The organism is Vibrio taketomensis (assembly GCF_009938165.1).
Lineage (GTDB): Bacteria > Pseudomonadota > Gammaproteobacteria > Enterobacterales > Vibrionaceae > Vibrio > Vibrio taketomensis.
On sequence record NZ_AP019649.1, the window covers coordinates 363,116 to 383,744 of the forward strand.

Annotated in this window: 16 protein-coding genes and 4 pseudogenes; 17 read left to right on the plus strand and 3 right to left on the minus strand. The window is 44.1% G+C overall.

Annotated features, from left to right (window positions below; all coding sequences use genetic code 11):
* Positions 1-24: 24 nt before the first annotated feature.
* The 3 genes and pseudogenes from uvrA to Vt282_RS01850 all read right to left on the minus strand — a co-directional run bounded on the left by uvrA (position 25) and on the right by Vt282_RS01850 (position 4,599).
* Positions 25-2,842: pseudogene (uvrA, locus tag Vt282_RS01840) on the minus strand (excinuclease ABC subunit UvrA).
* Between the two features lie 117 nt (positions 2,843-2,959).
* Positions 2,960-3,835, minus strand: a complete 876-nt coding sequence (gene galU / locus Vt282_RS01845; protein ID WP_162062399.1) for a UTP--glucose-1-phosphate uridylyltransferase GalU — start codon at positions 3,833-3,835, stop codon at positions 2,960-2,962.
* Positions 3,836-3,951: 116 nt separating this feature from the next.
* Positions 3,952-4,599, minus strand: coding sequence for a LuxR C-terminal-related transcriptional regulator (locus tag Vt282_RS01850; protein WP_162062400.1), 648 nt, complete (start codon positions 4,597-4,599; stop codon positions 3,952-3,954).
* A gap of 296 nt (positions 4,600-4,895) precedes the next feature.
* On the opposite strand from Vt282_RS01850, the gene Vt282_RS01855 reads away from it, so the two are divergent.
* From Vt282_RS01855 to Vt282_RS01935, 17 genes and pseudogenes are all read left to right on the plus strand, one after another.
* Positions 4,896-5,420, plus strand: a complete 525-nt coding sequence (locus Vt282_RS01855; protein WP_162047218.1) for a single-stranded DNA-binding protein — start codon at positions 4,896-4,898, stop codon at positions 5,418-5,420.
* 259 nt (positions 5,421-5,679) lie between these two features.
* Positions 5,680-7,682, plus strand: a pseudogene (gene csrD / locus Vt282_RS01860) (RNase E specificity factor CsrD).
* Between the two features lie 3 nt (positions 7,683-7,685).
* On the plus strand, positions 7,686-9,128 hold the full coding sequence (locus Vt282_RS01865) for an MSHA biogenesis protein MshI (RefSeq protein ID WP_162047216.1): 1,443 nt from the start codon (positions 7,686-7,688) through the stop codon (positions 9,126-9,128).
* On the plus strand, positions 9,128-9,778 hold the full coding sequence (gene pilO / locus Vt282_RS01870; RefSeq protein ID WP_162063658.1) for a type 4a pilus biogenesis protein PilO: 651 nt from the start codon (positions 9,128-9,130) through the stop codon (positions 9,776-9,778). Before Vt282_RS01865 ends, pilO begins: the two co-directional genes overlap by 1 nt.
* The gene (locus Vt282_RS01875; protein ID WP_232055086.1) at positions 9,771-10,094 is read left to right on the plus strand and encodes an MSHA biogenesis protein MshK; all 324 of its coding nucleotides are present in this window, start codon (positions 9,771-9,773) and stop codon (positions 10,092-10,094) included. Before pilO ends, Vt282_RS01875 begins: the two co-directional genes overlap by 8 nt.
* Positions 10,095-10,109: 15 nt before the next feature.
* Positions 10,110-11,759, plus strand: coding sequence for a pilus (MSHA type) biogenesis protein MshL (mshL, locus tag Vt282_RS01880; protein WP_162062401.1), 1,650 nt, complete (start codon positions 10,110-10,112; stop codon positions 11,757-11,759).
* Positions 11,760-11,765: 6 nt separating this feature from the next.
* Complete coding sequence (locus Vt282_RS01885) at positions 11,766-12,605, plus strand: ExeA family protein (RefSeq protein ID WP_162062402.1); 840 nt, start codon at positions 11,766-11,768, stop codon at positions 12,603-12,605.
* A gap of 4 nt (positions 12,606-12,609) precedes the next feature.
* Complete coding sequence (locus Vt282_RS01890; protein ID WP_162062403.1) at positions 12,610-13,764, plus strand: tetratricopeptide repeat protein; 1,155 nt, start codon at positions 12,610-12,612, stop codon at positions 13,762-13,764.
* Positions 13,754-15,478, plus strand: coding sequence for a GspE/PulE family protein (locus tag Vt282_RS01895; protein ID WP_162062404.1), 1,725 nt, complete (start codon positions 13,754-13,756; stop codon positions 15,476-15,478). Before Vt282_RS01890 ends, Vt282_RS01895 begins: the two co-directional genes overlap by 11 nt.
* Before the next feature lie 8 nt (positions 15,479-15,486).
* Positions 15,487-16,707: a type II secretion system F family protein gene (locus tag Vt282_RS01900; RefSeq protein WP_162062405.1), complete on the plus strand. Its 1,221-nt coding sequence runs from the start codon at positions 15,487-15,489 to the stop codon at positions 16,705-16,707.
* Position 16,708: 1 nt separating this feature from the next.
* On the plus strand, positions 16,709-17,170 hold the full coding sequence (locus Vt282_RS01905; RefSeq protein WP_162062406.1) for an MSHA biogenesis protein MshF: 462 nt from the start codon (positions 16,709-16,711) through the stop codon (positions 17,168-17,170).
* Positions 17,171-17,246: 76 nt separating this feature from the next.
* A pseudogene (locus Vt282_RS20340) lies at positions 17,247-17,812 on the plus strand (prepilin-type N-terminal cleavage/methylation domain-containing protein).
* 35 nt (positions 17,813-17,847) lie between these two features.
* Positions 17,848-18,334, plus strand: a pseudogene (locus Vt282_RS21165) (prepilin-type N-terminal cleavage/methylation domain-containing protein).
* 96 nt (positions 18,335-18,430) lie between these two features.
* Positions 18,431-18,895 carry a prepilin-type N-terminal cleavage/methylation domain-containing protein gene (locus tag Vt282_RS01920; protein ID WP_162062407.1) on the plus strand — a complete coding sequence of 155 codons (465 nt, stop codon included), beginning with the start codon at positions 18,431-18,433 and terminating at the stop codon, positions 18,893-18,895.
* Positions 18,895-19,455 (plus strand): type IV pilus modification PilV family protein, encoded by a 561-nt coding sequence (locus Vt282_RS01925; RefSeq protein WP_162062408.1) that lies wholly within the window; start codon positions 18,895-18,897, stop codon positions 19,453-19,455. The genes Vt282_RS01920 and Vt282_RS01925 overlap by 1 nt, the downstream gene beginning before the upstream one ends.
* Positions 19,455-20,198: a PilW family protein gene (locus Vt282_RS01930; protein ID WP_162062409.1), complete on the plus strand. Its 744-nt coding sequence runs from the start codon at positions 19,455-19,457 to the stop codon at positions 20,196-20,198. Before Vt282_RS01925 ends, Vt282_RS01930 begins: the two co-directional genes overlap by 1 nt.
* The gene (locus tag Vt282_RS01935; protein WP_162062410.1) at positions 20,188-20,625 is read left to right on the plus strand and encodes an MSHA biogenesis protein MshP; all 438 of its coding nucleotides are present in this window, start codon (positions 20,188-20,190) and stop codon (positions 20,623-20,625) included. The genes Vt282_RS01930 and Vt282_RS01935 overlap by 11 nt, the downstream gene beginning before the upstream one ends.
* The last annotated feature ends 4 nt before the right edge of the window (positions 20,626-20,629 follow it).

Consider the following 20,629-nt stretch of genomic DNA (forward strand, 5'->3'; position numbering starts at 1 on the left):
ATACGCTGGTTTCTAGGTAATGATCTATTTTAACATGGGTTTTAGGAAGCGTGCGGTATGTGAACCTTCGACCAATGCCACATCTTCCGGAGTTCCTTCGGCAATAATTTCACCGCCACCTTGTCCACCTTCAGGGCCTAAATCGACGATCCAGTCAGCGGTTTTGATCACATCAAGGTTATGTTCAATCACGACCACCGTATTACCATGATCGCGTAAGCGGTGTAGAACCGTAAGTAACTGTTGAATATCATGGAAATGCAAGCCTGTGGTTGGCTCATCCAGAATATATAGCGTCTTACCGGTGTCGCGTTTTGATAGCTCACGCGCTAATTTTACTCGTTGCGCTTCGCCCCCAGAGAGTGTGGTAGCCGCTTGTCCTAGGCGAATGTACGACAGTCCAACATCCATTAGGGTTTGCAGTTTACGTGCAATAACCGGGACAGGATCGAAGAATTGGCGCGCATCTTCCACTGTCATTTCGAGTACTTCATCAATGGTTTTGCCTTTGTAGCGTACCTCTAAAGTTTCACGGTTATAACGTTTACCTTTACAGATGTCACATGGCACATACACATCAGGCAAGAAGTGCATTTCTACTTTAATTACGCCATCACCTTGGCAGGCTTCGCAGCGGCCACCTCGAACGTTAAAGCTAAATCGACCGGGTTTGTAGCCACGAGAGCGCGCTTCTTGTGTGCCTGAAAATAGCTCGCGAATTGGAGTGAAAATACCCGTATACGTTGCTGGGTTAGAGCGAGGGGTACGGCCAATCGGACTTTGATCTATATCGATCACTTTATCAAAATGTTCTAGCCCTTTGATTTTTTGGTAAGGGGCGGGTACATCTACGGTGGCACCGTTTAATTGAATATGTGCAATCTTAAAGTATCATTAATCAAGGTGGATTGCCCGAACCAGATACACCAGTAATACAGCTAAAGAGTCCTACCGGGATGGTTAAGTTAACTGATTTTAGGTTGTTACCATTGGCGCCAATCAACTCAACGACTTTCTTTTTATCAAATGGTGTGCGTTTTTCAGGGATTGCGATTTGTTTCTCTCCTGACAGATATTGGCCAGTTAATGACTCTGGATTGGCGAGAATATCTTCCATCGTACCTTGAGCGATCACTTGGCCGCCATGCACTCCAGCTCCAGGGCCAATATCAATCACATGATCGGCTCTGCGAATCGCATCTTCATCGTGCTCAACGACGAGCACCGTATTACCGAGATCGCGTAGATGAGTTAGCGTTTTTAGTAAACGTTCATTGTCACGTTGATGAAGACCGATAGATGGTTCATCCAGCACATACATCACGCCAACCAAACCCGCGCCAATTTGACTGGCTAGGCGAATACGCTGCGCTTCACCACCAGATAGGGTTTCAGCACTACGAGAGAGGTTCAAATAGTTTAAGCCAACATTGACTAGAAACTCCAAGCGGTCGTTGATCTCTTTCATCACCTTCTCGGCAATTTGTGCTCGTTGACCCTCAAGGTGCAATTGAGCAAAGAAATTCAACGCATCGGCAATACTAAGCTCAACAATTTCTGGCAAGGTTGTATCGGCGATAAATACGTTGCGAGCTTCTAGACGTAGGCGACTACCGTTACAGCTAGCGCAACATTTAGTCGATATATATTTAGCAAGATCTTCGCGTACTGAATTGGATTCAGTATCGCGGTAACGACGCTCAAGCGTATTTAAAATGCCTTCAAATGGGTGACGTTTGACTCGAATATCACCACGATCATTGATGTAATTGAACTCAACTTCAGTACGTCCAGAGCCTTTAAGGATGACATCTTGAATTTTTTTCGGTAGTTGGTTAAATGGCTGATGAAGATCAAAATCATAATGCTTAGCTAATGAGCTTAGCATTTGAAAGTAATAGTAGTTCTTTTGATCCCAACCTCGAATGGCTCCCTGAGCAAGGCTCAAGGATTCGTCTTGAATCACGCGGTCAGGGTCGAAATATTGTTGAACGCCCAAACCATCACAAGTGCCACAGGCTCCCGCTGGGTTATTGAATGAAAACAGGCGCGGCTCTAATTCTTGCATGCTGTAGCCACAGTGTGGACAGGCAAAGTTTGCGGAAAAAACGATCTCTTCGCCGTCTGCATCCATTGGAGCGACAACTGCAATACCACCCGATAATTCAAGTGTCGTTTCAAACGATTCCGCTAAACGCTGTTGCAAGTCGGGACGAACTTTAAAGCGATCAACGACCACTTCAATAGTATGTTTTTTATGAAGCTCAAGCGTTGGTGGATCGGAAAGATCGCAGGTCTCTCCATCGATACGAGCTCGAATAAAGCCTTGTGCGGCTAAATTTTCTAAGGTTTTAACATGCTCGCCTTTTCGTTCTTTCACGATAGGAGCGAGTAGCATCAATTTAGAGCCTTCAGGCATTTCGAGCACTTTATCAACCATCTGTGACACAGTTTGTGCAGCGAGAGCGACCTTATGGGTAGGGCAACGTGGCTCGCCAACGCGAGCATAAAGTAGGCGAAGATAATCATACACTTCAGTGATAGTCCCAACGGTAGAACGCGGGTTATGTGAAGTGGATTTTTGCTCAATAGAGATTGCTGGCGATAAGCCCTCGATATGGTCGACGTCTGGCTTTTCCATCAAAGAAAGAAATTGACGAGCATAGGCAGATAAAGATTCGACATAGCGTCGCTGACCTTCGGCATACAGAGTGTCAAAAGCCAAAGATGATTTACCGGAGCCCGATAAACCAGTGATAACAATTAATTTATCGCGAGGAATGGTGAGATTGATATTTTTCAGGTTATGGGTGCGGGCGCCGCGTACTTCTATCTTATCCATGGTTATCGCTCTGTATGGGAAGAACTTCTAGTATTACACAGGGCGAGAAATGTTCAAAGAGAATACTGGACATAAAAACAGTAAGGGCAATCGAATGATTGCCCTTAGATTATTTTGTTAGTCGTTTTGCTTGGCTGTTGAGTGCTTACCTAATTCAGTTTTCTTACTGTCTTTTAGGTATAGATGCTCAAAGCAGTAGTTGGTCGCTTCAATGTATCCTTCGACACTGCCGCAATCAAAACGCTGGCCTTTAAATTTGTACGCTAACACGCACCCTGCTTTTGCTTGTTTAAGCAGAGCGTCAGTAATTTGGATTTCTCCGCCTTTACCTGGTTCAGTTTGTTCGATTAATTCAAAGATATCTGGAGTCAGGATGTAGCGACCAATGATAGCAAGGTTACTTGGTGCTGTGCCCGGTTCAGGTTTTTCAACCATGTCGTCTACACGGAAGATGTCATCTTTGATCATTTCACCAGAGATTACGCCGTATTTATGGGTTTCATCTGCAGGTACTTCTTGTACCGCTACGATAGAACAACGGAACTGTTTAAACAGTGCCACCATCTGTGCCAAAACACCTTCTTGTTCATTAACGCAGAGGTCGTCAGCCAGTACAACAGCAAACGGTTCGTCACCCACAAGTTCACGACCCGTTAGGATCGCGTGGCCAAGGCCTTTCATTTCACGTTGGCGAATGTAGGTAAAGTTTGCGCTTTCAATGATTTCGCGAATATCAACCAACAGTTCTTCTTTATTGGTACCGTTAATCTGATGCTCAAGTTCGTAGTTTTTATCGAAGTGATCCATGATCGAGTGTTTACCACGTCCGGTAACAATACACATACCGTTCATGCCGGCTTGAATCGCTTCTTCAACACCATATTCGATCAGCGGTTTGTTGACGACTGGCATCATCTCCTTTGGCATAGATTTCGTTGCCGGTAGAAAACGTGTACCGTAACCTGCTGCTGGAAATAAGCACTTCTTAATCATGATAAAACCTTTTATCTTTTAGACAGACTCAAAACTGCCGACAAGATAGCATGGTTTGATTAATAGATAATGAATACCCTAGTGCAAAAGTTGATTTTTTGCTCCATGCTTTAAATTTAAGACGCCAAATGTTGCTTTGCCCATGAAATGGCTTGAACTCGATTCTTTACAGACAGCTTCTTGAAGATTTGGTAAAGGTGGGATTTTACCGTGAACTCACTAATAAAGAGATCTTCGGCGATTCGATTGTTCGAGGCCCCTGTTTGTAGACTACGTAGTATTTGAATTTCACGCGTGGTCAAATCGACAGTTGCGGGGGAGGTTTGGCTATCGAAAACATGACGGTAGTAATGTAGAAGTTGTGCGGTGACTTTTCGAGGTAACCAGTTTTGGCTGTTGATAACTTCACCACAACCATATGCGATATCGACGATGCTGTCAGTCTTGTAAAACAGCGCTTTTAGGTTACCGAAACTGAGTAACTCCTCAGTGGTTAGCCGCTTTTCCACATTAAATATTACCGTCTCAAAGATTTTATTCGACAGAGGCAAGTCTCGAATGACGCTATTGAGTTGTTGGTATTCATGATAATCGATGAGCAAAATTTTATGCTTATGCTGCTGCATCGCCAGCATCGTATCTTGCGGTTCCATGCGAGGGATGGGAATGCAGAGGTTTTCTTCAATTAGGTCTACAATTGGATAGTGGGAGTCTTTATTTTCACAGAGAAAATACAGTGTTCTCGCATAAATGTTCTTTGCCATAGTTTGCTCTTATTCCGAGTTAATATTTTTCTTCTTTCTCCTGCTTCTATCCTGTCTTATTTGACGATAAAGAGCGATTCATCGACGGAATGAATCTGGTTTGTTTCATTTTGATAGTGAATTTTATTTATCTCATTGAAATTTCGAACATGAAAATGGAATTAAGTATTGGAAACTGAGAGCAGTCGCAACAAAGTTGTCGGAGAGTATGGATGGAACAGTTGTTTGATTTGCAACTGGAGTGTTATCCTAATGCGCTATCAAATTATCACAAGTGAATCTAAACGGAGCAAAACATGGCTAGCCGTGGAATAAACAAAGTTATTTTAGTGGGTAACTTAGGCCAAGACCCAGAAGTACGTTACATGTCTAACGGCGGCGCTGTTGCAAACATCACGGTTGCAACCTCAGAAACATGGCGTGACAAAGCGACTGGTGAGCCACGTGAAAGAACTGAGTGGCATCGTGTAGCTCTGTACGGAAAATTAGCTGAAGTTGCAGGTGAATATTTACGTAAAGGCTCTCAAGTATACATTGAAGGTCAACTGCAAACGCGTAAATGGCAAAACCAGCAGGGCCAAGATCAATACACCACAGAAGTGGTTGTTCAGGGTTACAACGGTGTAATGCAGATGCTAGGTGGTCGCCAAGGCGGACAAGGTGCCCCTATGGGTGGTCAGCAACAGCAGCAACAACAAAGCTGGGGTCAACCGCAGCAACCAGCAATGCGCCAACAAGCACCACAACAGAATCAAGCGCCTCAGCAACAGCCTCAATACAATGAACCACCAATGGATTTTGATGACGACATCCCGTTTTAATCTATTGAAAATCAAAAAGCCGCGATTATCGCGGCTTTTATATAGTAATTTCTGTGTTCAATTTAGACGTCTTTTGATGAAAGTAATCGTTAATGAGGTTCTTGGGCTCATTAAGTCTTGATCGAATGCATAGCAAGGAAGAAAAAGTGTGATCAAGCGAAGTGACTTGAATGTTATAGATGTTGAAGTCTTAGTAATAAAGTATTATTCGCTCATCATGCAAGATCGCTAGATTTATTAGAAAGGGAACTCCAATTTTATGAGGTATACACCTACCTTAAAATTGAGCACACGCCTAGTCGCTTTTGTGACCATGATAGTCATTAGTGCGATGTTTATTCTGTTTTTAGGTGGCACGCTTTCATTTCGCAGCTTAGGTCAAGAGTATTTAGACCAATCTTTAAATGGCATTGTTTCTGTCGTCGATAAAGAGATGGAAGATCCTGATGCGGCATACTCCATGCAGCGCTGGATGCCTAAGATGTTGCAAGCTTCTCGAATTGTCGAAATGGAATTGTCTTCTCCATCTGGGGTGATCTATCGCTATCGTGATACCTCATCTAAGATTGACGCCTCCTTACTGCATCATGCCCAATATCAACTTGAACGCAACAGCGATTATACCCTCAGCTTTGCAGCTATTCCGCCGTATGTTGGTTATGGCTATTCGGTTCAAGGTTTATGGTCGATTACTCTATCGGTAGGGTTGATCATTTTTTGCTTATATCAAGGGCTCAAGTGGCTTCGAGCGCAATTGTATGGTTCTGAGCTATTAGAAGAGCGTGGTCGCATGATTTTAGCTGGACGGGTTGAACAGTTCGCCAAGGGTGATGAACGCGAATGGCCTTATACCGCAAGCGAAGCTCTCGACCGTTTGATTGAAGAGTTGCAAGATGCACGTCAAGAACGGAGTCGCTTTGATACCTTTATTCGCACCCAAACGTTCCTCGACCAATTAACGGGCACGGCCAATCGAGTGCTTTTTGATAGCAAACTTGAGGCGGCGTTGTCCGAAAATGGCTCACATGGTGGTGTGTTGTTGATCCGAGTCGAAGATTGGGAGCAGATCAATGAAGAAGCTGATAAGCAAGTCGTCAATCAGTTTATAGTGAACATTGGTGAAGCGATTAACCAAGTTATTTTGCGTTATCCAGATGTCATTCTTTCTCGTTATTACCAATCTGATTTTGCTATTTTTGCTCCGCATCTTGGTTATAAAGAAGTTTCAAGTATCGCTATTAATTGCCTGAAGCAATTTGATAAATTGTATCCGATTGGTTCGCTGGATAAAGATAACTGGTGTCATATCGGCATTAGCATGTTCCAAGAAGGTGAACGTCAAGGCAAGATAATGGATGAAGCTGAAACAGCGTTACGCAGTGCAAGATTGCAAGGGGTGAATACATGGAGCCGTTTCGATAAGCAGTGGATGCAAGAAGAAAGAGGCAGTGTGCGTTGGCGCACCTTGTTTGATCAAGTTCTCTCGCCTGATGGGGTAATTTTATTTGCTCAGCCTTGTTATCAGTTAAAAGAGTTAACGCCCGAGCTGATTCATCATGAATTGTTTGTGAGAATTCAAGACCCGCAACATGGGTTAATTAAAGCATCTCGCTTCAATACCGCCATCGAATCTATTGGCTACGAGAGCCATTTAGATCGAGCAGTTTTTTTGGCGACTGTCAGGTTTTTGAAAGCGTCAAAAAATAGTTTATGTTATCTCTAAACCTTCATGTAACCCCTTTTTCTGGAAAGAGATACTTTCGTTGGTTTCGGGATGAATTGCTTCAACTTCCGATTGATATAAGACATCGTTTGTCATTTGATTTTTCAGAAGCTCGCTTAGTGAAGCATTTGGACTACATGAGACCTGTGATTCAAATGTTACATGGCTTAGGTTGTAAGGTCGTTGTTGGGCAAGCTGGGCGCTCAATTGTCAGTACCCATTACTTGAAGGACTTGCCGATTGATTATTTGAAGCTGCATCGCAGTTTAATTAAGCAAATAGATCACAGACATGAAAATCAGCTATTTATTCGCAGCCTCTTAGGGGCGTGTGAAGGCCTAAGAACTCAAGTTATTGCGGTCGGGGTCGATCAAGAGCGTGAGTATCAAACATTATTAGCTCTTGGGGTTCATGGTGTACAAGGGCGTTATTTTGAAGATGAACGTCAATTAATACCTGAACAACAAGTAGAACAATCAAGTAAGTCCAAATCAAATGTTCAAATTGGACGACGTAATCGTTGGCGAAGAAGTACGTAGAAAATGAATATTCAGTCTTTATTTGGAAAGTTTGGATCGGCTGCGAGTTCAGCAACCCGCTTGCGTGTTGTGGTTCAACCGAGAGCTTTGCATTTTCCTGATGGGTATAGCGATAAACTAGCGAAGCAGGTTGCCATTGATAGTGGCGATTGGCAAAAAACACTGCTTACTACTTTAAAACAAGCACATATCAGCAATGTGACGCTTGATGTTGTATTAAATTCTAATCTGTATCAAACCTACCAGATTGATAAACCTAATGTTCCTCAAGAGGAACTCAGTCTTACGTTGCCTTTTCTGCTTAAAGAGCTGATCAGTGAAAAAGTAACCGATATCGTCGCCGACGCAATGCCATTGCCTACGAGCAATAAATTACAGGCATATGTTGTGACGAAAAAACTGGTGCTCGGTTTGGTGCAACAACTCAGCGAATTGGATATTACACTCGGGCGAGTGTTGGTTGAAGATGATCTCTGGGGGCGAATTTCTCAAGAGGGCGAACGCTTTATTTTGTTGCAACGCAGCCAAGGTTGTAGCTACAAAATCAGTGCATATGTTGATAATCGATGTGTGTTTCAGCGAACCATTCGCGGTGTTGCCTCTCCGCTTGTAGGCGTCGCAACCAGTGGCTTGCAACTTGATGGTATCGCATTAGAGCTTCAGCGCTCAATCGACTATCTTTCATCGCAACTTCGTGGCGCTAATTTGCACCGCATGCAAGTGTGTTGTGATGAGGAAAATAACCTTGAATTAGCCAAAGAACTCGATGAGCGTCTAAGCGTTAAAGTTTCACCATTTGCAACATCGTTGGTTGATTCAGGTGCGATTCTTACTCAAGCATTGACGGATGACTTCTCTCCGGCAATTAACTTATACCCAGTACACCTAAAACCCAAAGTTGATCGATTTACTCTCAATAATGTTGCGTTGGTTTGTTTGGTGTTAGGGGGGCTGCTAACAGCTTGGTTTGGCTACGTTGAATTCAAAAATAGCCAATTGGAACAGCAGTTAAAGGTCGCACAGTCACAAGAAAAAGAATTTAATCAACAGCTCACCAGTTTGAATCAAAGATTGGCAAAGCACCGACCTTCACCAGAGAAGGTGCAGGCAGTCGCTCGCCTTAAAGAAGATATTGCTTCTAAGCAAGATTCACTGGAAGCGGTAGGAAAATACGATGGGCAGCAGCAGGTGGGTTACTCAGGAGTCATGCAATCGCTGGCTAAACTGGGCCGCAGCGATATCGCACTCAATTCGATTCAAATGGATGCCAACAATTTAGATATCCGCGGGATGGCACGAGACCCACAAGCCATTCCAAACTGGGTTAATCAATTTAAAAGTGAGATTAATCTTGTTGGCCGTTCATTTGAAAAGCTGAAAATTGCTCGTAATGAACAGAATGTTTTAACTTTTGAATTGCGAACTAAGCAAGAGGAACCTAAGTGATGAAAGCCCAGTGGCAAAAGATGGGGGAGAAATTCGCCAATTTAAGTCCGCGTGAAAAATGGCTAATCACGCTTTGTTGTTTCGTCGTTATTTTGATTGGTATTTCCGTCTTACTTCTTGAACCGGCACTTAAAAATGGCCAAGCACTAAAGCAACAATTGGTGACTACTGAGCAGAATAATCAACGCTTAGAAGGGGAAATATTAGTCATCACCGCGAAACTGACTAAGGATCCGGATCAATCGATCAATATCGAGTACAAAAGGCTATTACAGGAAAGCCAACACCTATCTGAAAAGTTAGCCAAAGTAATTGAGAATCTTATTTCTCCTAGTCAAATGGCCAAGCTTTTGGAGGATGTGCTTAAAGGGAGTAAAGGGTTGACCTTGGTTTCATTAGAATCCTTGAAGGCTGAACCGATTATTAAAAACCAATCATCAGAAAATTATGCTGGTTACTATTTACACCCTGTTCGTCTTGAGTTGACGGGTAACTACTTTGCGATTTTGAATTACTTAGAGACTTTGGAAACTCTACCTGTCAATTATTATTGGCGCAGTTTTAACTACCAAGTTGAAAAGTATCCTCAAGCTCGATTGATCTTGGAAGTATATACCTTAGGTACAAGGGAGGAGTTTATCGGTGGCTAATAAGTTAATTTTGATGTTGCTTGCATTTACCCCGTTAGTTTGGGCATCGCAAGATCCGACAGCCCCTTTAAATTGGCAAAAGGCTCCCGTTACTACGACAACGAAAAAAGTAGTATCAGCTCGAGTTCCAAATCTACAAAGTATTGTCTGCGGTGAGAATAAGTCGTGTTCTGCGACTTTAAATGGCCGAAATATGAGTATTGGTGAAAGCATTGATGGTTTTAGCGTTAAGCAGATCAATGCAGACTACGTTATGGTGACCCGGGGCAGTAAACAGTGGAAGCTGGAGCTGTTCCCCCTAGAAATAAAACAATAAGGTTGTTGGTATTGTATGCGTAAACTTGTTTTAGCTATCTCTTTAGTGTCTATGGCAGGATGTTCTATGGGGCACCGCGATCCTGTTGAGGCAAAAGATGCATTGAATGAAGCGATAAATCAATCGAATAGTCTCGCGTTACAGCAGTTACCGCCTTCGGTAGCCGCGGATCTTATGCCAGATTTAGATGGTGCAGATCCTGAGCAACATGAGATGGTCAAGCGTTTTCGAGTCAAAGCGAATGGTGTTGATGCACGCGCATTTTTTGCAAGCCTAGTTAATGGAACTGAGTTCAGTGTCGCGATTCATCCTGATGTGACAGGTAAGATCACGGTAAACCTTTCAGATGTGACGCTGGATGAGGTGCTCTCTGTTGTCAGTGATATGTACGGCTACGACATACAGATGGTGGGTAAAGTCATTCAAGTTTTTCCGGCGGGACTGCGCACCGTGACGATCCCGGTTGACTACCTGCAATTTAAGCGCTCAGGCCGTTCTTTAACATCAATTACCACCGGTACCATTACGAGCAGTGATGACGATTCCTCTAGTAATTCAGACTCTTTTTCAGGTTCATCTAACTCGTCGAATTCTTCTAACTCAACAGCAAGTGGCGGGACTGAAATTGAAACCTTAAGCGAGAGCGATTTTTGGCCACAACTGCAACAGGCTGTAGGGCAGTTAATTGGTAGCGGCAAAGGTCAATCGGTGGTTGTAACACCACAGGCGAGTGTGATTACCGTACGCGCTTATCCGGATGAAATTCGCCAAGTGCGTGAGTTTTTAGGGGTGTCTCAACAGCGTATGCATCGCCAAGTGATCCTTGAAGCGAAAATCTTGGAAGTAACGTTGAGTGATGGTTACCAACAAGGGATTAACTGGAGCAAGGCGTTCAGTTCAAATGGTACCGATTTTACTATTGGCCAAGGCACAATTAACCGTGATAGTAACGGCAACCCAGTCTCATCAGTATTGCCAGGGCTTGATACAATTGGCACTTTACTCGGAGGTCAAACGAATGTGGTGATCTCGAGTGGTAGCTTTGATGCTGTGATCAACTTTATGGCGACTCAAGGCGATCTCAATGTGCTATCTAGCCCCCGCGTAACGGCTTCAAATAACCAAAAAGCCGTGATTAAAGTGGGTACAGATGAGTATTTTGTGACGGACTTTTCTAGCGTGGTCGGTACTGGTGATAATTCAGAGCCATCACCGGAAGTTGAATTGACGCCGTTCTTCTCTGGCATTTCACTTGATGTGACGCCACAAATCGACGATCAAGGTAATGTGTTACTGCATGTTCACCCTGCGGTTATCGATGTTAAAGAGCAAGTGAAAGAGATTGGCTTTGGAGCCAATACGATCACGTTACCACTGGCAAGCAGCTCAATTCGCGAGTCAGATTCAGTTATTCGTGCGCGTGATGGTGATGTCGTCGTGATCGGTGGTTTGATGAAATCAAACACAATTGATCAAGTGTCGAAAGTACCATTTTTAGGGGACGTACCTGGACTTGGTCATCTATTCAGAAATACATCCAAACTGCAGCAAAAAACAGAGTTGGTGATTTTGCTTAAACCGACAGTCGTTGGTGTGAATACATGGCAGAAAGAGCTTGAACGCTCACGAGATTTGCTTCAAGAGTGGTTCCCTGAGCAGAAATAAGCCGATATGTATTTAGAGCATTTTGGTTTTACTCAATTACCTTTTCATTTAACCCCAAATACTGAATTGTTTTTGGGGTTAGCGCCTCACTATGAAGCAATTCAGATGGTGAATTCTGCATTGTCGATGGGCGAAGGGGTAATCAAAGTAACTGGCGAAGTTGGAACGGGAAAAACCATGGTGTGTCGAATGTTGGTTAACCATTTTTCCGAGCATATCCAATTGGTCTATTTACCTAATCCGGCTTTATCAGGAAGTGAGTTAAGGCAAGCGGTAGCGAGTGAGTTGGCGGTTGTTAACAACGATAGCACACGCATTGTTGACGATATTCAGCTGCGTCTAATTGAATTAACGCAATCCGGTAAACAAGTGGTGGTTCTGGTGGATGAAGCGCAAGCCTTAAGTGACGAGGCGCTTGAAGTTCTGCGTTTATTTGGCAACTTAGAAACGGAGCACAAGAAACTACTACAAATAGTTTTGTTTGGTCAGCCAGAATTAGATCAACGTTTAGAACAATATCATTTGCGTCAATTTCGCCAGCGAATCACCTTTAATGCCAAGTTACGCTCTTTGACATTGGATGAAACAGTAGCCTATATCAGTAACCGAATTGCAAAAGTTGGTGGGGCTGAGGATGTATTGTCACTCACTCAGAAAAAAGCGGTTTGGCGTGCTAGCCAGGGTGTGCCGCGCCTCATCAATCAAATTTGCCACAAAAGTTTAGTTTTGGCCTGCAGTCAAGGTCGAGCCATTGTGGCTAATATCGACCTCTACGCCGCAATGCATGACACATTTGATGCGTGTAAGCCTAAATATAGAATCCCGCGATTATGGGGTTGGAGTTAAAACCATGAGTGCGATCAATAACGCGCTATCACAATTATCTCAGTCGCAAACCGTGGCGCAATCGAGTATCGAGAAAGCTCAGATTCCTACAATTAAGCGCTTTAGTGCACTGCCATGGTTGATTGGCGGTTTCAGTTTGAGTCTGGCTGTTGGCGGATGGGCAATCTCGCAACAATCATTGCCTGAAACAGTGATAACCACAGAGGTGATGACACAAATTCCAAGTCAGCCAAGTCGTTCTGAAATATCGCTGTCATCGCCTACGAGTAAGCTGGCTCACGCAAGCGATATCATTTATGCCGCACCCGTAGTGGAGTCAAACGTTGAGCAGCCAAAAACTCAAATATTAGAAGTGGCATCAATTGCGACCCCAAAAGCGATAGATAAACCCATTGATGAAAGTGAAGTGATTGATGCTCGTTCAACTAAGCCAACTACATTAGTCAGTCAGACGACAGACAATCAGATTAGTCAGAGTCTTGAACTTGCTCAAGTTCAGCCCAAGACAGAAACTCAACCGGCAGTTCAAACCGTGGGCGAAGTCGTAGTTGAGCAAGTTGAGCTAACGCCGAGTCAGTTGGCGCAAAAAGCGATCGCGAGAGCTGAAAAGGCGCTGGATGCCAATAATCTAGATAAAGCCATTAGTGGTTTTGATGAAGCATTGCGCTATACCCCTCGTGACAGTAACACACGCCAAACTCTTGCTGCGCTTTATTACGGTAAGGGCGATATTCGCAAGGCAGCAGAGCTGCTGCAAAGAGGTATTTCGTTAGCTCAAGATGATCTATCGTTACGTATTGCGCTCGCTAAACTTTTGATTAAAGAGAAGCAAGATGCAGCCGCACTGACACCGTTGGTTTATTTGCCTGCACAGCCAAGTATTGAATATTTATCGCTACGAGCGGCACTAGCACAAAAAAATGCACAAGACGACTTGGCGCTGGGCAGTTACCAACAGTTGGTGCAGTTAGATGCTGATAACGGTCGCTGGTGGCTCGGTTTAGGTATTCAACTTGAGCGCGCACTTCAGCTTCAACCTGCTGAGCAAGCGTATCAGCAAGCATTAACTAAAGTCGGTTTGTCTAGTCAGTCTCACCAATTTATTCGTGACCGTATTGCTTTACTTAGCCGTTTAGAGGAGCAGTCCCATGCAAATTAAACTAAGAAAACGCCTCGGGGACTTGCTCGTTGAAGAAGGCATTATTACCGAACAACAAGTAGAACAAGCTCTGATTGAGCAAAAAGCAACGGGGCGAAAACTGGGAGCAACACTGATCGATCTCGGCTTCCTTAGTGAAAAGGAAATGCTGACATTTTTGTCGCAGCAGTTGGATGTTCCTCTCGTTGACCTTAGTCGCATGAACATTGATGTGGAGGCGGTGCAGCTATTGCCGGAAGTTCATGCACGCCGTTTACGCGCATTAGTGATTGGCCGTAATCAGGATACGCTTCGAGTTGCGATGAGTGATCCTGCCGATCTCTTTGCGCAAGAAGCATTGATGAGTCAATTACCTAATTATGGCATTGATTTTGTCATTGCTCCTGAGAAGCAATTGGTTGATGGCTTTGATCGTTATTACCGTCGAACCAAAGAAATTGCCTCCTTCGCTGAGCAGTTGCACGCTGAGCATCAGGTCAACGAAGCGTTTGATTTTAATATCGAAGATGCCGATAGCGATGAAGTAACAGTAGTAAAACTGATTAATTCATTGTTTGAAGATGCGATTCAAGTTGGTGCGTCTGATATTCATATCGAGCCAGACGCGCATGTGTTGCGTCTACGTCAACGTGTTGATGGGGTGTTACATGAGACGCTACTTAACGAAGTGAATATTGCTTCTGCTCTCGTGCTGCGCCTTAAGCTAATGGCAAACTTAGATATTTCTGAAAAACGTCTACCTCAAGATGGTCGATTTAATATCAAAGCGAAAGGCCAATCAGTAGATATTCGTATGTCGACAATGCCGGTGCAATATGGCGAGTCGGTAGTAATGCGTTTGCTTAACCAATCATCAGGGGTGAGAAAGCTGGAAGATTCTGGTTTACCAGCGGATCTATTGGCACGTTTGCGTAGTCAGTTGCGCCGACCTCACGGCATGATTTTGGTTACAGGGCCGACAGGTTCCGGTAAAACTACCACACTTTATGGCGCATTAAGTGAATTAAACGAGCCAAGTAAAAAGATTATCACCGCAGAAGATCCGGTTGAATATCGTTTACCGCGAGTGAACCAGGTACAAGTAAATCCGAAAATAAATCTCGATTTCTCGACTATTCTACGTACGTTCTTGCGCCAAGACCCGGACATTATTTTGGTCGGTGAGATGCGTGACCAAGAAACCGTTGAAATTGGTCTGCGAGCGGCTCTAACCGGTCACTTAGTATTGAGTACACTGCATACCAATGATGCGGTTGATAGTGCGCTACGCATGATGGATATGGGAGCGCCGGGTTATCTTGTCGCGAGCGCTGTGCGAGCCGTTGTCGCTCAGCGTTTGGTGCGTAAAGTTTGCCCAGATTGCAAAACTGAGCATCATTTAGATGATGCTCAACGTCAATGGTTGATGCAGCGCTTCCCAAACCAAGTTGACGCCCCTTTTGTACGTGGGCGAGGTTGCCAAAACTGTAATTTAACCGGTTATCGTGGTCGAATTGGTGTGTTTGAAATGTTAGAGCTTGACCATGCAATGATGGATGCATTACGTGCCAACGACGCCGTGGCGTTTGCGCAAGTCGCGCGCCAAGCAGAGAACTATAAACCGCTGTTGGCTTCAGCAATGGAGCTTGCACTGCAAGGCGTGGTGAGTTTTGCTGAGGTGATGAACCTCGGTGAAGGTGATACGTCAGGCAATGTTCAAGCTATCTACTTGTAGGGAATCGCATGGCAGTTTTTCACTATCAAGGGCGAAATTTAGACGGCAGTAAAGTCTCAGGACAAGTTGAAGCCGCTACGGTAGAACTGGCTTCTGATGCTCTAATGGCAAAAGGCGTGATACCGACAGAAATTAAGCTAGGCAAGAAAGATTCTGCATTTGAATTTGATCTTTCTAAATTTCTGACTCCAGCAATTCCATTGGAAGTCTTGGTGATTTTTTGTCGTCAAATGTACAGTCTAACCAAAGCGGGTGTGCCACTGCTGCGTTCAATGCGCGGTTTGACTCAAAATTGCTCCAATAAACAGCTCAAAGAAGCCCTGGAAGAGGTGACGAATGAGCTAACTAATGGGCGCAGTTTATCTTCTGCAATGCAAATGCACCCAAAAGTGTTTAGTCCTTTATTTGTCTCTATGCTTAGCGTGGGGGAAAATACGGGTCGTTTAGATGTGGCACTTCTACAGCTGGCAAATTACTACGAGCAAGAAGTCGAAACCCGCAAGCGGATCAAAACCGCGATGCGCTACCCGACCTTTGTTATCGCGTTTATCGTGTTGGCGCTATTCATCCTTAACGTCAAAGTGATACCTCAATTTTCATCAATGTTTGCTCGCTTTGGTGTTGACCTGCCATTGCCAACACGAATTTTGATCGCTACGTCGGAGTTTTTCGTCAACTACTGGGCATTTATGTTGGCAGCGATTTTTGCCACGTTGTTTGCGTTTCGTAGTTGGATTCAGACCAGTAATGGGCGAGAAAAGTGGGATAAATTTCGCTTGCGCATGCCTATTATTGGTTCGGTCGTGAATCGTGCTCAATTAGCTCGCTTTTCCCGCACGTTTTCTTTGATGCTTAAAGCGGGTGTACCACTAAACCAATCTTTAGCTCTATCGGCAGAAGCGTTGGACAATCGGTTTTTAGAAAATCGATTGTTGGAGATGAAATCTTCAATTGAAGCGGGTAGTTCAATTTCTAGTACGGCAATCAATAGTAGAATATTCACACCTTTGGTTATTCAAATGATAGCGGTCGGCGAAGAAACAGGTCGCATAGATGAGTTGCTCGTGGAAGTGGCCGATTTTTATGATCGGGAAGTGGATTACGACTTAAAAACGTTAACTGCACGTATTGAGCCATTTTTGTTAGTCGTCGTGGCTGGCATGGTGCTGGTTTTAGCCTTGGGTATTTTCTTACCGATGTGGGGCATGCTCGACGCAATCAAAGGTTAGTATGTTAAAGCAGGAAAGACGCATCCAACGTGCGATTTGGTTAATCGTTTTGTTGGTGTTGATATTGGCCTTTCTGCACGCTTGGCAACGGGTAGAGCGAGAAGCGAGCCAAACGGCGATGGCACTGGCGAGTAACAACATATATGAGCGTAGTAACTACTACAAACAACAATGGTTATTAGCTGGGCAGCCAACGCGGTTGGAAATAGACCAAAAGTTTATTAATTATTCAGCCCGAGGTTGGGTTACACCGTTTAATCAACGGTCACAAGTTGATTGTCAATATTGGTTTGAATTGCTGTATCCAGAGCAACGAGTGCTTGAGGCCATGCCATTAAGAATACAGAATAAATCGATTGCTGATGACTTTGAGTGTCACGTTTTTTATCCGCATAATCAGCGGTTGGATATTCAATTAGTGGATGATCAGTTTAAGGTGAGTGTCGGTTTTACGGCGGAATAGTTTTTTTGACGCATTAGGTAGTATTATTGTTTGATGGGCGTATAATACATCATACAAAAGAGTGAGATACATAACTATGAACAAAAAACAGACAGGTTTTTCATTGGTTGAACTTGTAGTTGTCATTGTGGTTGTTGGTTTATTGGCGGTTGCCGCATTACCTCGCTTTTTGGATGTAGCTGATGAGGCGAAAAAGCCAGCATTGAAGGGGTCGCTGGTGGTTTTGCTACGAGTGTGCTTTCTGCTCGCGCTCAGTGGGAGGCGGAAGGTCGCCCGACACAAGGTGACGGTAAACAGTATGTCGTCAATTATGATGGCGTTGAATTTTTGCTTTCACGCGCTCAATCAGAAGATGGAACTGAAACCGGCTACCGTGATGGCTATCCAGTCGATTTATATTCTGAAAATCCAAACTTTACGAGCCAAGTAACAGAACAATCTTGTATTCGCTTGATGGAGAACTTGCTTCAAAATCCTCCAAAAGTTGATACTGTAGCGAATGCGCAAAACAATCGTAATGTTAAGTATTCCGCTCAAGTTGATGGTGGTGATTCATGCATTTATACCCAGCAAGAAGGCAACACAAAACATCAGTTTGAGTATGAAGTTAAAACTGGTCGAGTGACCGTAAGCTTGCAGTAAACCTGCACAGAAACTTAAAAATAGAGAGATTTACTATGAAAAGACAAGGCGGTTTCACCCTGATCGAACTAGTGGTGGTAATTGTTATTCTAGGTATTTTGGCTGTAACAGCGGCACCACGTTTCCTAAATCTTCAAGATGATGCGCGCAACGCATCACTAGAAGGTCTAAAAGGTGCAATGGCTGGCGCTACTGGTATTGTTTACGGTCGTGCAGCGATTGATGGCGTTGAAGCAGATCCTACTGGTTCTGTTTCAGATGCGTCAGGAACAGTTCAAACTGTTTACGGCTATCCAAAAGCTTCAACAAGATGGTATCGGCCAAGCGGTTGTTGGCTTAAATGACGCAAATGGTGATTGGAAAGAAGTTTCAGGTGCTGAAGCTAACTCAATTCGTTACGCGTTCAAGTCAGAAAAAGAAGCAACACCAACCAAATGTTATGTTCAATACCAAATGGCAAATACATCTGGTGCAACACCATCAATTACAGTTGAAGAATGTAAATTAAAAAGGCCAGCTTAGCTGGCCTTTTTTAAACCCTCTTTTCACATAGATTCAACGATCTATTTGCAAATTTTCGATATACTACAAAGTTCATTTATTACTGGCGAAGGTAGAATGAGAGCTCACAAGCTATCGGGCTTTACGTTGGTTGAGCTGATCATCGTGATCATTTTGCTCGCAATTCTCTCGGTCTATGCTGCAAGCCGCTACATCGGCCTCGGCAGCTTTTCTGCACTTGCAATTCAAGACTCTGTTATCTCGATCGCGCGTCAAGTTCAGCTTGATGGGATGCAATCGAGTGTTACTGTTCCCAACGATAGTTTTACTCTACAGATTTCTAAAAACTGTTTTGGCTCTAAAAGTGCATGCGCTGATCGCGAAGGGCGTAGCGATTGGGTTGCGCATAAAGACGTGACATTTTCGGCATCACCGAATGTCAGCGAAATTCATTTTGATTTATTGGGTAGTCCAGAAGGTGCTGCTAGCGCTGGCGTTGCGATTACTATACATGGCTCCAACAGCAATGCGATTGTCAGTATTTGCGCCAATGGTTTGATATCAAAAACGGGGTGCTACTGATGAATCGAGTTCGAGGCTTTACCTTAATCGAAAGCATCATTGTCATGGTCGTCATGGCGATTGCGATGGTAACGTTTATTCAATTTTTGGTTCCCCAAATCGCCAATTCCGGCGACCCACATTATCAATCACGTGCAGCAGCGCTTGGGCAGAGTGTGATGACGAAAGTCTTGGCACGTAAGTTTGATCAAAATAGTGACAACTTGGGAGGGGCGATTCGATGTTCATCGGTTGATGCTGACTCAGTCCCATGTACCGGTTTAAGCGGGACTGCGAAGCTAGGACGAGATACCGTAGATGGTGTCGAAGAAGTCGAAGCGGTATTTAATGACGTCGATGACTATATCGGTTGTTGGACAGCAAATAGTTCAGGTGGCTGCCAAGACTTGTATCAGCTTATTTCTGATGGTGAAGACAGCGCCTACCATAATTTTCGTGTTGATATTGATGCCGCATACGAAACCAATACAGCGCAGCAAATGGTGAAAAAAGTGACCTTTACCATTACGGCAGGCAAACATTCGCCAATCAAATATGTGGCTTATCGAGGAAATTTCTAATGCGTATGCGTGGATTTACCTTGATAGAAATGGTTGTCACCATGGTCGTGGGGGCGATTCTCGTATTGGGGATTGCCGGGTTTGTTCAGTTAGGTACTCAAGGTTATGCCGATAGCGTTGACAGGCAAAGGCTACAAACCCAAGCCAAATTTGTTATCGCTAAAATGACTCGAGAAGTTCGCCATGCCGTACCTAATATTTTTGCAGAAGATTTGGCGAATAATTGCGTTAAGTTTTATCCAATTATTGATTACGGTTTTTACGCGGTTGCCGGTGATGACTTACTTTTTATTATCGGCGATACCTCGGCATCACTTAGTTCGATTAAAAATAAGCGTTTATTGATCAATCCAACGCAAACCCTTTTGCCATCTGAAGACTTGAGTAATGTCGCTAACAGTTTTGATCTTGCGAGTGCCGTTCAAGTTTCACCGGGTGTTTTTGCTTTACCGAATCAAGCGACAAAGCTCGTTGGTGGTTCGGTGGTGCACAGGCATTACATTACCGATGAAGATAGACGAGTGACTTATTGTGTTAGCGGTAATCGAGTGACTCGACAAGTGGGCCCTAACGGTGAGGCTTTACCATTGACTGATCGCGATGCCGTCTCTGTTGCCGGGGATTTCCGTTATCAACCCGCAAGCGTGCAGCACAATGGCATAGTGCATATGGATTTAGGCTTTACCCAAGCAGGTGAAACCACGCGTTATAGACAAGATGTGCAGGTGTTAAATGTTCCGTAGAAGAAACCAAACAGGCAGTCTGTATGTCGTGGTAATTTTTATTCTCGTGGTCATGGCTTTTTTAGCCGAGACCTTAACGCGAATTCAATGGTCAAATTCCAATTCGCATATGCGCGATGTTTTAGGCTCACAGGCGTGGGTGCTCGCTCGTTCAGTCAATGAAGATACACTTACGCAGCTTTATCCGTTAGACGTTGTAAGCTCGGCGGTTGAAGCCAATTGCAAAGACCCTATGCCACTACCAAGCTTTGTTGATACGGATAGAAATTTTAAAGAAACGACGATGAACTGCCGTTTAGAAACATCATACTGCCGACAAATGGGTGAGTTAGATAATACGCGTTATTACAAGTTATTTGCTTTGGTTCGTTGTGGCTCAGGTAAGAGTGAAGTTGAGCGAACAGAAGAAGTCTGGGTTAGGGAGTAGTTCT